Genomic DNA, 12487 nt, shown 5'->3' with positions numbered 1-12487 from the left:
CATGGGTTCCCAGTTTTTCAGGTTACATAGAACGTTTCCGCAGTTCCCGACGTTCCTTCCTTTTTATGCCACAGCAAAAAAAGTGGCGCAGTACTTGCTTCGTAACAGCTGTGAATCGGAAGGAATGTAGTAAATTGTCGTGTTATAGGATGTTTGTTTCGTTTAATATACAAATGCATACAATCGAAGACATATTTCACTTTATTTAATTTTCAAATATTTACCTCTTAGCTTACACAAAAAATCCGTTTCTTCGAATTCATTTTGGCTCAATATAGTCATATCAATCTGAATTCCACTATATTCATACATAATAGAACTTATTTCCTCAGAATCATATAAAACCTTATTTGTTAATTCATCGTATACTAATAAAATATCAACATCGTTTAGAATCTTATTCAAAGATAATATCGAGCCAAATAAGTATACATTTGAAAATGAATCAAACAAGGACTGATGTTGAACAAAACTATAGTAAATTTTATAAATCTTATTTAAGTCTATTAACGTATACATAAAATTTATCCATTGTTAATAATGTGACAGCCATTTCGTCAGCCAAAGCATAAGCTTCACTCGATATACATCCCTTACCATTCCAATTGTGTAGATTTACTAGAATGCTATTTTCAGATGGAGTTAGTTTCATTAGGTCTACTTTACTGAGACAGTAATTATAAATGAAGATCATTTTTTTCCCTTTCACTATAACCTCTCTCAAATTAGTGTAATCATTAAACTCAAACATAACACCTCTAGTTTTTATAAATTTATAAGCAAAGTTTAAACTGTCCAATCGAACTTTCGCTCCCCGAAAACAACCATAGTCAAAATAGAATTGTCTTAGTCTAGGTGTATCATTTAAATACAATTTAACCACATTACCATCTTCGAGAAGCTCTATGTATGGATTATCAGTACCTAAAACTATCCCTACGAATTCACCTTGCCTTTGTAGCTTATTTATCAATATTTCTAACGACTCAACTGAGGGTAATAGTGACTGATCGACGGGTTCTATTCCAAACAAAGAGTTTATCTCTTCTGGGAACAGAACCTGTCTATGTTTTTCAACAGTAGGTCTAGTTGATTCAAATTCGGATATATGAACAAGAAATGTGTCAATTATCGCTAAATTTGAGTAACTTTCATCGCTATGCCTTTGAATTAAATTTCGATTTTGCTCAAGCAACTTCTTTAACATATTATTATTTGCTAAAATCTTACCTTCAAACACGTTCCAAAGTTCTTTTTTATCACCAATATAGTAGTTTTCAAAAATTACTTTATTTTCTTTCAGTAATGGAGCCACTCTACTTCTGAGTTCATCAAATGTACTAAATTTTTCACCAAAAAATCTATCAAATTCTTCTTTTCTATTCTGTTTCCACATTGTCACGTGAACTTTCGTGAATGCAGAATTCTTGTCAAAATCAGTATGACAATTTGGACACAGGACTACTAAATTTTCGAATGAGTTATCTTCTGAATCGCAGAAGGGCGTTAAATGCGCTTTCTCAATTATGTCTCCATTATCTCTAAACAACTCAACCTTACAATCAGGGTTCATACACCGCCCCATTGATTCGGCATACAACATTCTTTGAACGTGATCACTAATTTTTCTGCCCATAATCTACTTCGCCTCCAGCTAGTTTATTACTCATTTATTTTGAATATCAACATTTAATTGTTTTCATAAAGTTAAACAAAACCTTCAGATGAGAAAATAATATCCTATAACATTCCTGTATTCACAACTTATCGCATGCTGAGTGTCCGGCGTCTGTCGGACCAAAGGCGTAGATACATGTCGAGTGTCTAGCGAATGCTAGACTAAGGGCTTATGCCCGCAGCGTGAATATTATGTTAGATAATGCCTATGTCCTTCCAAATCCTCTTAATCTTATTCGATCTTCCCCTTCTTCAATTCTATGCTTTCTTTCTGTCTTTCACCAATGATTTTTTAGCTCTTCCTCCATCTTTTTCAAATCCCCTTCGGTTTGAAATGCTTTCCAAATTCCCTTTCTTCATTCGTCTGATCGGAAGCGACACCGTGCTTCCTATTTCAACTCTTGGCCCCGTGCTTTAATCGTTCTTAGATCTGTAAATTCCTTTGATTTTTCAAATACTTTTACCCTAAACCAAAAACGCCGATAGGGAACTCGGCGCTTCGTTATCTTATTCTTCACCTATGATTTCCCAGTCTTTCAGGTTGCATATAACGTTCCTGTATTCACGACGCTCGACGAAGTCGAGTGTGTCCACAGCAACAGCTTCCTTGAATCAACTTCTGGGACCGAGGGCGTAGCACGATGCGTGAATATTATGTTATAGGATGTCAGCGCCTTCTTCGAACAGCTTCAAACTAATTACTTTATATATTGCTTGAATTTCTGTTCCATTTTAATCAGTTGATCTTCAAAAATTGATATAAGATCATTAATTATTTGAGTTATTTCAGCCTGCACTTGTCGTCTAAAATTAATTGATTCTAAAGATACTCTGGCGTTTGTTCCAAACTCATCATCAGCAATTACGAGTGAAATTAATGGATGGTTAGCTGATTTAAGAATACAGTTGTCTTTTCGTTCTCTGATTTCTTTCATTTTTTCATAAAGAGCGCCGTCAATTTTATTTCCTGATTCTGCAGCCGAACTGATTGTACTTGACATTAAATCAAAATACTCTGACGGGCGTTCATACTGTGCTAAACCTTTAATAAAGTATTCGTTATTATTAAAAGAATCACGCTGACCTTTAAGTTTAAAAAGAACATCCGTCAGAAGTTTAATCTTCTCAGGGAACTCATCAATATATTTTTGCTTCGTTTGTGTGTTAATTGTTTGTCTTACACCAAGATATGTAAATAACCCGCCGATTACTCCACCGAAAATCGCTCCAAAATAACTTGCAAAAAATCCTATCCAAGATTCAGTACTTCCAAATGTAATTGATGTCCTCCATCCCATAAATGATACATTAATGAAGAATGGAAATATTGCTAAAAAAGTAATGACACAGACTAGAGCAATAACAAACTTATTGTTCATATTTTTGTTGTCTCCTAAATAATATTTTCTGTATTTTAATTTTTTAGTTTTTAGCGCTGATTTCCTATAACGTCTTATTTACGAACTTCCGAAAGAATGCTCTCTTCGTCATATTCACGAACTTCGTGAATCCTGCACTTTTCTCCCTATTCCCGCACTTTCTGCGGTTCAATCCTCCTGCCCGCTCATCCGATCCAACGGACTTTGAATCCGCCCAATGTCCCGCCTGCTCACATGTGTATACCGCTCCGTCGTTCGCACGCTCTGATGCCCTAGCAGTTCCTGAATATAGCGAAGATCAATCCCATTCTCCAGCAAAAGGGTCGCAAAAGAATGCCTTAGCGAATGAATACTTACCTGTTTGTGAATGCCCGCTTCAGCCAGTGTCTTATCAAATACTTTCTGCGCTGAACGTTCCGTCAAGTGGCGGCCTTCCCTCTGCCCTGGAAACAGCCAGTCTTCTGGCTCTCCACCCCTATGTACTGCTCGACCACCGCAAAAGCCGCTTTTGAGAGCAACGCTTGACGATCCTTCTTGCTTCTTCCGATAAAGTAGGTAATCTTCATGCTCGCTTGTCTCCTTAGTATATCAGCCGTTCAAAAAATTGGAAATCTATTTTCACACAAAAAAAGGGACTTAAGATGTAAATTCACCTTAAGGCCCTGATTCTTTCGGATCAAATTATTGATCCTTTAAGTTCAATTTTCATTATCATAATTACTTGGAATGAGACTCCGAAGACAAAAGAATAGTGTAACCGTTAATCTTTTGAATAAGGATATGCGGCTAAAAAGCGTGGTTCCTCGCCATTTTTTTCAGATAAACCGCTTGTATTACAATCATATATAAAGATCAACGAATTATATTTACCATCTACTTTACTCAAATCATGTAATAGTGGAGATAAAAAAGAATCAACATAGGAAACATCTTTTATACCATCATCTGACCCATCAACCAGAAAGACTCCTTCAGCAAAATCTTCGTCAAAATCATCTATTTTATGATCATTTAAAAAACCGCTAAAAATATTCTCATTCTCATCTTCCGGGTATTTGATCTCAACATATTCAAACAACTCATCTTCAGAGGCAAAGTGACCGTACCAGACGGACACCATATTTTTTTCAAAGCAATTCATATCTTCACCCCGCTAATATTTCAGTTTATACGTATGGTCTATCTGTATCCCGCACCAGCTACCATGCCCTCTACCCCACAACAGCTGTTGAAGCTAAAAAGCCCGCTGAACGCGGGCTTTGCTGTATATTTAGCCAATATCATGCCTAGTAGACTTGTTACTCAACCTTGAACTGTTTTAATTCGTCTTGAAGCTTATTGGACAATTGGTTTAATTGTTTGGATAGTTCAGCAACCTGTTCAAAGCTCTCCAATTGTTCCTGCGTGCTGGCGCTAACCTCTTCGGTTGAAGCTGAATTTTCCTCGGTGGTGGAAGAGATGATCTCCAGTGCCTGCAAAATCTCATCTTTGTGCTTGTGGACTTTGGAGGTGTTGGTGCTGATCTGGATCATTCGCAATTTCAAATCTTCCAAATCCTTGTTAATGCTAAAAAATACTTGCTTCGTGTCCTCCACCGATCTCGCATTTTCTTCCGCAATTTTCAGACCGTGAACCGTATGCTCAACTGATACGCTGGTTTTTTCTTCAATCACACGTACCTTCTTGTAGATTTCCTGTGTCGCCAGTGCAGTCTGCTCAGCCAGCTTGCGAACCTCCCCGGCAACAACAGCAAACCCTTTACCCTGTTCTCCTGCACGTGCAGCTTCAATAGAAGCATTGAGCGCCAGCAGGTTGGTCTGCGTTGCAATTTGGTTGACCGTATCGACGATGCTGGAAATCTCATGACGGCTCAGATCAATCTCCTGAATAATAGACGACATCGCTTGTGTGGAATTGTGATTTTCTTCCGCCCATCTGGATAACTGATCTACTACAGCAAGCCCCTGTCCGCTTTGTTCAGCAGAGATTTGTACCATCGTTTCGATGGCTTTGGCATCATTGGCAATTTCGTCAATTTGGCCGGATAATGCACCAGTTTTTTGTAAAATGTTATCCGTTTCGATGGATTGGTAGTTCGTTGCATTGGCAATTTCATTAATTGCTGTCGCCGTATCGTTCATCGTAATCGCGGTTCTGGAAGAAATGGATTGCAAATCATGAGAAGACTGATTCAAGACTTGAGCTGAGCCACCCACCATTTGGAGCATGCCTTGAATTTTTTGAACCATATTGTAAATTCCTTGAGAAATTTGCCCGATTTCGTTGTTGGATTGCGTATCAAACTGAACGGTCAAATCTCCATTTTCAATCAGCTTGATTTTTGCAAGCAATTTCGGGATTGATCTCAACAGATAACGGAGCGTTATATAACAAATCACAACGAGCAGGATGGTGGCTGCCGCAAAACCGCCAATGGTAAGCCAGGTAAAGGTTTTTAATTCTGTGAGCACCTCTTCTTCAGAAATAGTTAAGCCTACAGACCACCCCGTATCTTTACTGGTTGCATACCCAATATAACGACGTTCCCCATTATCATTAATTAGCTGTACTCCGGACTCACCAGCAATCATTTTCTTTCCAATCTCCCCAAGATCACCTGTGCTTTCGTTAATCTTTTCTTTCAGCACTTTATTTTGATCGGGGTGATACAAAATATCTCCTGTTTTGGACGCAAGAATCGAATAACCTGTGCTTCCAAGCGAATAGCTTTGCATAACGGCAGGGATGTCTTTGAAAGCAATATCGACAGCAGCAAATCCGATTAATTGATTACTTCTATCTTTAATCGGATAGAAAATGCCCATCAGCACATTACCCGAATTGACGTCCTTATAGGGTTCTGAGTAGTATAAACCGTCTGCTTCAACGGCTGGCTTGAAGTATGGGCGTGTATGGATATCGAAATCCGGTTTAGAAGCAACACCATCATTCTGAAGAAAGAAGCCTTTACCAGATATTCCTGCAATCCAGGCGTCGGCAAAAGATGGCTCTGCCTTTACAATGGCTGCCAGAGTCGCTACTGTTTCCGCAGCATAAGGAGAAGTTTTCACCATTTCTGCCGATGGGGTGGTTTCTAAATATTGCTTAAAAAGATTATTCGTTGACATTTGTTTGACAAGTGATCCCTTTTCTTTAAACAACGCATCGAATTGAGTGACAACGGCCTGCGTCTTGGTCTGGAGCATGGCCTCTTGCTGCTTGACAAGTATGCTTTGCGTGCTTGCAAACATGAACGTCCCCAAGGTTGCAAAGACGACAACGATAATGACTAACAAGACCATGGCCAATGTGTTGGCGATGCTGGATGATCTGAATATGCTCTTCTTAATATTTTGTGACATGCTGCCATCTCCCCGAGGAATATTGAGCGAAAAGCTCTTAGATAATATGTCGGAAGTTTGCAGCTGTTTTAATAGGTTTTTAGTATATACAATTTAAAGTTTTGCTATCTGATTCCTCATAGATTCCCTCCCGACCTGTTCCGTAACTCCAGCAAAAGATTAGGGCAGCACAAAGAGCCTCCGTCAGACGTAGGCTCTTTACTAAAAGCTATATATGAGAACGCAGGGTTTTGCGGATTTAGAGCATTTCAGCGATCCGTAAGCTCAACCCTCATCCTCCGTCGTTAACTCAACTGCATCGTTGTGATACACGTATCGTTTTTCTCATATGTAGAGAATTCAGTTTCAGCCGTTTTACCTTCATGATTCACGCTAATGCGGTATGTTTTATCCCTCGGTAGCCATAGATCAATAAAACCATTGGATTGTGATTTCATGGCGGCATTCTCCATGATGACATTCCCTTCGGAGTCGTGAACGGTCACATTGAACGCACCGTTTTTTATTTCGCCTTGGCAGCCCGTTAGACTATGAGTTGCACATGGGTGGGTCTGTTCCACATATGGTGCAATCGAAACAAAAAACTCGTTGTCAGGCAAATCATAATTAATGGTCTGAGTATCGTCCCCTGTCACAATCAACTGACTGGAATTAATGGAAGCAGACTGGGCTGTTGCCTTGCCTGCACTGATATCATGCACCAATTTCTTGATATCTGTCGTCTCATGTTTTTCCGCCCCTTCTTTCTGAATATTTCCTGCAATTAGGTACGTCCCCAATGCGGCAACAACCAACCCTGAAGCGACTAAGATTCCTTTTTTCATCTGGAGTTCATCTCCTCATCTGTTTTGTATTATTATAAGGGAGAATGCACCATAATGGGCAAAATGGGGTGCTGAAGTCACTAGATATTCACATATCTGTGTTGCGTGCTCAGACATATTTATATCACATTAGAGGATTACCGATGAACGAAGGAACATGAGCAGCTCTTCGGTCTCAACGTAAAAACACCCATTACTCTTGTGGAGCAATGGGGCACACTCGTTTTTTAACGGTCCCGGTTCACGACATAATGTATTAAGTGCTTCAGAAAAGCAATATTACGTGGGATCTCTTCTAATGCTTCCATAGCGAGACAATAGTGTTCCCACATCTCTTTACTGGCACCTTCTAGACCAAGGATGGACACGAAATTCGAATTGTTGTTATCAGAATCTTGGCCAACAGGTTTTCCGAGTAAGAGCATATCTCCTTCCACATCAAGCAAATCATCTTTAATCTGAAAAGCAATCCCCATATGATAGGCGAATTTCTTCAAAGCAGCAATTTCCGGTTCCTTGACCTGTGCAAGCATGGCTGGCATAACCAGACAAGCCTCAAACGCCACTCCGGTTTTGTAAAAGCACACCATATTCAGCTGCTCCAAGGTCAGTGCCTTTCCTTTGGAATCCAGATCCATCGCCTGCCCCATACACATATCTTCTGCTTTCTGGGCCGAGTATTGTATCAAAGCAAGCACCGTTTCAGCATTGAACTGGTCAAGTGACGATTGTTCCCCAATCGCCTTCTGGATCAGGAACAGACCGGTTAATTCTGCGGTAGCGCTATTGTGCACCTGATGCAAGGTCTGACGCCCTCTACGGGTAGACGCATTATCCTGGGAAGGAAGATCATCAAAAATCAGGGAGGCTGTATGCATATATTCCAATGATCTCAGAAGAGGCACAATTGCCGATGCATCTAATCCATATTCGTTCACGCCCATGACCCAAGTCAATATAGGCCGTATCCGCTTCCCGTCCCCTTCAAGACTATAATTTGCAGCCTCAATAAGCTGTTCTTTCATGGCCGGAATCCCTTGAGGCTTGGTAATTTTCAATTGGTTGTTAATCTGCTCACGGACCATTTTGACCGTATTGAAAAAGTCTTCTTTTTCCCTCGCATCGTTTTTCAGATGGGTAATCATCTGGTCCCGAAGCAGCTTATCTAAGAAATCTACATCATCCGCTTTTTGTACCATCTTCTGAATGAGATTATTAAATTCCGGATTTCCGGATGCAAAGATCTCCATCGTTTCATTATACTTTTCAATACCTACACGTTCTTTATAACGTTTGAGTCCATTCATTGCACGATCCAGTATCACCTCACGAGCCATGGCATCGGAGTCATATACGTTATGGATCAAATAGGAAATAACCGCCCAGTATAATTCAAAGGGATTGATCAAATCCGGTCTCTGATGATGATATTTTAAATAGTAGGTATAGGGTGTTACCGCACCGTCTCTCATATCGTCAACCATATCCGCAAAATCATCAGCAAGCTGGTTATAGATGCCATAAAAGAATGTTCGTTGCTCAAACCCCTCATCCGCAGGAGCACTAATCACAGAACGGACAATCAATCGGGACGAAGAAGACTTCAAAATAACGGGTATATAAAGCTCTTCATTAGTATAAGTAGCTCGCGTCAGATCCTTAACACGGTCAATATCTTGAGAATGAAAAAAGACATAAGCCTGCTCGAAAAATGTTTGCTGTGTGTCTGGCCGCTGATGTTCCTTAATATACTCAAATGCATCCGAGAGCTCCGAATGTATGTATTGAATCAACCTCATATGATTTCCAGTCCAATCGCCCATCTCAGGCACAGATCCACTGAGAAGCCCGGCACGTATCATACGGGAATATTGTTCTTTCTCTTGAACGTTCAGAACCTGGGAGTCGAGAAGATCATCAATGAAAGGATAGGTTAGACCATAGGAGTACCCAAGCCTGATGGCTTCATCAAGTCTGCGAGCACGTTCCATAGGTGACACTGTATCGTCCATTTCTTCCATCACATGCAAAATAACCCCGATAATGATCTTAATCAGTTTGCGCTGGGCTTGCTCGGCATCCATCTCTTTGGGAATATGGGAGGATACGGACCTAAGTTTGTTGATCACCCAAATTATCGCGGTTTCTATACCTTCCCTCTGGGCCCACCGATACACCCCGGCCAAATTCATAAATTCCGGTTGGTCTCCCCCGTTTGCACTGGTGGATTGGATCAAGTGTTTTTTTACGTCTGCAATGACACGCTGAATCCGGGTATGTGTGTCAGGAGAATTCAGAGCTTTGCCTAGGTCCCTCATATAAATATAGGAGACACTTCGGTCCAGATAATCATCCAATTTGCCTGTATAATTCAGCCATTGAATGTATCTATTATAGTCCCGAGTATCAGGTTTTCTCTTTCTCCGTGAAAAAAAGGATAACCATGAGGAATGATAAATATGATTTTTTTTCCACTTTTGAATGTCTTCTGTCAGGGTAGTCACATAAGATTTGTCTATGACCTGATCATACAGTAATGCAAAATACTGAATCGCCTTCCGCTCAGCCAGCTGATATCCTGTATTGGCTTGTAATTTTTCATTCATATGATGCATTACCTCAACTTCTCATTTTGTTAAACATGGTTGCATTTCTCCCTGAGGGTACGAATTCGGATCATGTTTTTATCTTTATACGGAAAAAAATCTGTAAGGTTACGAAATTTAATGGGGTCGAGGCGATATAAGAAGTAATCCCAAGAGGTGAATCGTCATGAAATATAGTGAACAAAAAAAGCTGGGCTCTGCTCCATAAGAAAAGCAGCCCAGCTTGATCTTTATAGATGTTCCCCTTGGAGCGTTTGGTCCTTCTCGACCTTCTGCCATAAAGCCTCAGTCAGTTCATCTATCATCTCCTTCATCGCCAGCTTCTCGCGCCAACGACTTGGGATACCGCTTACTCCGTAATAAGCTCCTGCAATTTGCCCATATACCGCTCCGGTCGTATCGGCATCATCACCCAGATTCACTGCCAGCAGTGCCCCCTCTTCAAATGAAGTCGAATGGTGAAATGCCCACAACGCAGCCTCAAGGGAACGAATGACATACCCGGTTCCTTGTATTTCGGGCGGCTCTTTATACCGGTAAGATCCCCGAATTATTTCTTCAATGGCTGCCGAATAAGCAGGCTCGTCCTGCCGCCACTTATAACAGACCTCCGCCGATAACATGGATTCTTTGTCCGCTCCTCGCAGACCTGCCACAAGGATTGAAGCAAGCACAGCACAGGCCTCCACACTTTCGGCTGCTCCATGGGTGGTTCGCGAGCTCATCTCAGCGTACTTCACCGCCTCTTCCGGACGGTTCGCATAGGCCATAGCCACAGGTGCAAGCCTCATAATAGAGCCATTGCCGGCAGTCATGGGGTCAATGGACCCACTGTACGGATCTCCGGTAGCTTCGAAGCGATGCAGTGCTGCTCTCGTTGCACCACCGATATCAAAGCACGTTCCCGTACTACTCATATATCCCAAGTGGTACCAATTGGTGTATCGGCGCATTTGATCTGCCGGATCAAAGCCATCTTTACGTACCATACTCTCGGCCAAGCAGAGCGCCATCGACGTATCGTCTGTCCACTGGCCCGGCTTTAACCCAAAGACACCGCCGCCCACGATATCCGTTACAGGTTCAAATGTACCTGGACTGCTGAATTCCACAGTGGTTCCCAAAGCATCGCCCACGGCCAGCCCAACCAGGCATCCCAAAAAACGATCCTTGATAAGTGCCATTTTGGTTTTACGCCCCTTTTCAAATGTAATAACTAACGCATATTTTCCCATCTCGCCAGGAAGGAAGCAAAAATGCGGTAACGCCTTTTATTCGTAGATCAAGGCTGTACAACGGCTATTCGGTTTTAATTCAATGAAAATCCCCGCCTCGTGATGGTAAACGAGTGCTGCCAGAGCGAAGTTCTAGTCTCCACAGTTCTGCTTGTATGTTTAGTGCCAGCAGGGTTATGCTTTCCTGAGAGTCGCCCTGTAGTGAATGAATGGCTGCAAGGCGTCCGATAGACGGTGGTAAATCAGGTAAAGAAACGTGATGGAATGGCATCATTAAACCCCTTTTATTCTGGATAAATAATAATTTATACCCGCATTTGTGAAGCTGGATTTATCAACAAAAAATCTGATATCAAGCAATGCAGTTAATATTTTCATAAAAACTCCCGGTTTTTTCTTGCAAAATAATTTAAGATATGTAATTTCGCTAGGATTACTTTTGAGAACAAAATAGGAATAGTTCATCAAGATCAAATGGGAGATGAACTGCTCTGTTGGAGATTGATGCTCATTGATACAGTCTATCAGCACCTCTAACACCCTATTTTTATTAGATTTGTAGGCTTGTATAAACATCGTTGCTTCTACAAACGGCTTGTTGAAATCATCGAATGGAAAATCATATACATCATGACTACCCAGAATGAAGTTAACCCATTGGCCTTGTAAAAATTTTATTTTTTCCAGCGCTGCTTGTGTATCCATATCCATCTTACTTTTGTTAATATGCTCATGCAAAATGTTAATAAGAATGTGCAGATCATAATATTGTGCGTCTTCCATTCTGTACATAATCCTATTAGTTTCAATCGTCAGGCGATCATAAATGTCGTCACCTAAACCCAGATCAAATAAGAGATGGTGAAGGAAAAGTAGTCTGTCCTTAGCAAACGTGAATTCATTCCCTCTCTCTGCTAGATGTGAAACCTGATATTGATAATAAACACAACATAAGTTTTTTCTGCTATAAGCAGCATCTTTGTGTATATCAAAAACATTAAAAATGAGCGAAAGCAATCGAATCAGGCGTTCAGCATCCGCTACGCTTAGAATGGGATGATCCATTTTTGTAAACAGCGACCTGTCAAACAGATCATGCCATCGCACTAGAGAAACATAATCCTGCTCGTTTATATTCAGGGTTAATATTCTTAAATTTTGCTCTTGATCGGGATAAGAATAAAATAGATATTCATGACTTAAATCAGAAATACGCTCATTAAAATAAGCTCTTAATTTGTAATCGTATATTTTAGAAAATGACATGCTTATCCTCCTTACAAGTAAGCCTGAGCATATTAAACTAAGTACAAAACATGTTCGAACTCCTATATTGTAAAATTAATCTGGATAGACTGGCAAGGCGGCACAATTACAGAAACATATGTTCTCCATATCTATATT

The 12487-nt window shown here is 40.7% G+C and carries 10 protein-coding genes; all 10 read right to left on the bottom strand.

From position 1 onward, the window contains the following. Nucleotides 1-493 precede the first annotated feature (493 nt). On the bottom strand, nucleotides 494-1636 hold the full coding sequence (locus C1T21_RS20250) for an HNH endonuclease signature motif containing protein (RefSeq protein WP_103049511.1): 1143 nt from the start codon (nucleotides 1634-1636) through the stop codon (nucleotides 494-496). Between the two features lie 739 nt (nucleotides 1637-2375). Then, complete coding sequence (locus tag C1T21_RS20245) at nucleotides 2376-3056, bottom strand: hypothetical protein (RefSeq protein WP_025720963.1); 681 nt, start codon at nucleotides 3054-3056, stop codon at nucleotides 2376-2378. A gap of 168 nt (nucleotides 3057-3224) precedes the next feature. After that, nucleotides 3225-3479 (bottom strand): tyrosine-type recombinase/integrase, encoded by a 255-nt coding sequence (locus tag C1T21_RS27445; RefSeq protein WP_103049510.1) that lies wholly within the window; start codon nucleotides 3477-3479, stop codon nucleotides 3225-3227. Further along, nucleotides 3476-3622, bottom strand: coding sequence for a hypothetical protein (locus C1T21_RS28160; RefSeq protein ID WP_230585172.1), 147 nt, complete (start codon nucleotides 3620-3622; stop codon nucleotides 3476-3478). The genes C1T21_RS27445 and C1T21_RS28160 overlap by 4 nt, the downstream gene beginning before the upstream one ends. Before the next feature lie 194 nt (nucleotides 3623-3816). After that, nucleotides 3817-4197, bottom strand: coding sequence for an immunity 22 family protein (locus C1T21_RS20235; protein ID WP_103049509.1), 381 nt, complete (start codon nucleotides 4195-4197; stop codon nucleotides 3817-3819). A 157-nt stretch (nucleotides 4198-4354) separates the two neighbouring features. After that, nucleotides 4355-6418: a methyl-accepting chemotaxis protein gene (locus tag C1T21_RS20230; protein WP_103049508.1), complete on the bottom strand. Its 2064-nt coding sequence runs from the start codon at nucleotides 6416-6418 to the stop codon at nucleotides 4355-4357. Between the two features lie 284 nt (nucleotides 6419-6702). After that, a complete protein-coding gene (locus C1T21_RS20225; RefSeq protein ID WP_103049507.1) occupies nucleotides 6703-7242 on the bottom strand; it encodes a CueP family metal-binding protein in 540 nt (179 codons plus the stop codon). Nucleotides 7243-7469: 227 nt separating this feature from the next. Then, complete coding sequence (locus C1T21_RS20220; RefSeq protein WP_103049506.1) at nucleotides 7470-9857, bottom strand: polyprenyl synthetase family protein; 2388 nt, start codon at nucleotides 9855-9857, stop codon at nucleotides 7470-7472. Between the two features lie 221 nt (nucleotides 9858-10078). Then, nucleotides 10079-11032 (bottom strand): ADP-ribosylglycohydrolase family protein, encoded by a 954-nt coding sequence (locus C1T21_RS20215; protein ID WP_103049691.1) that lies wholly within the window; start codon nucleotides 11030-11032, stop codon nucleotides 10079-10081. A gap of 324 nt (nucleotides 11033-11356) precedes the next feature. Next, complete coding sequence (locus C1T21_RS20205; protein ID WP_103049504.1) at nucleotides 11357-12349, bottom strand: hypothetical protein; 993 nt, start codon at nucleotides 12347-12349, stop codon at nucleotides 11357-11359. Between the last annotated feature and the right edge of the window lie 138 nt (nucleotides 12350-12487).

Origin of the sequence: Paenibacillus sp. F4, assembly GCF_002894905.1 — a bacterium.
Classification (GTDB): Bacteria; Bacillota; Bacilli; order Paenibacillales; family Paenibacillaceae; genus Paenibacillus; species Paenibacillus polymyxa_B.
The sequence above is the reverse complement of the archived record's forward strand: the minus strand, read 5'-3'. Positions and strand labels throughout refer to the sequence as shown.

Bases quoted from the DNA above. Each gene is read 5' to 3' on its own strand.
- C1T21_RS20230 (WP_103049508.1), bottom strand. From the start codon at position 6,418: ATGTCACAAAATATTAAGAAGAGCATATTCAGATCATCCAGCATCGCC.
- C1T21_RS20225 (WP_103049507.1), bottom strand. From the start codon at position 7,242: ATGAAAAAAGGAATCTTAGTCGCTTCAGGGTTGGTTGTTGCCGCATTG.
- C1T21_RS20220 (WP_103049506.1), bottom strand. From the start codon at position 9,857: ATGCATCATATGAATGAAAAATTACAAGCCAATACAGGATATCAGCTG.
- C1T21_RS20250 (WP_103049511.1), bottom strand. From the start codon at position 1,636: ATGGGCAGAAAAATTAGTGATCACGTTCAAAGAATGTTGTATGCCGAA.
- C1T21_RS20245 (WP_025720963.1), bottom strand. From the start codon at position 3,056: ATGAACAATAAGTTTGTTATTGCTCTAGTCTGTGTCATTACTTTTTTA.
- C1T21_RS20215 (WP_103049691.1), bottom strand. From the start codon at position 11,032: ATGGCACTTATCAAGGATCGTTTTTTGGGATGCCTGGTTGGGCTGGCC.
- C1T21_RS20235 (WP_103049509.1), bottom strand. From the start codon at position 4,197: ATGAATTGCTTTGAAAAAAATATGGTGTCCGTCTGGTACGGTCACTTT.
- C1T21_RS20205 (WP_103049504.1), bottom strand. From the start codon at position 12,349: ATGTCATTTTCTAAAATATACGATTACAAATTAAGAGCTTATTTTAAT.
- C1T21_RS28160 (WP_230585172.1), bottom strand. From the start codon at position 3,622: ATGAAGATTACCTACTTTATCGGAAGAAGCAAGAAGGATCGTCAAGCG.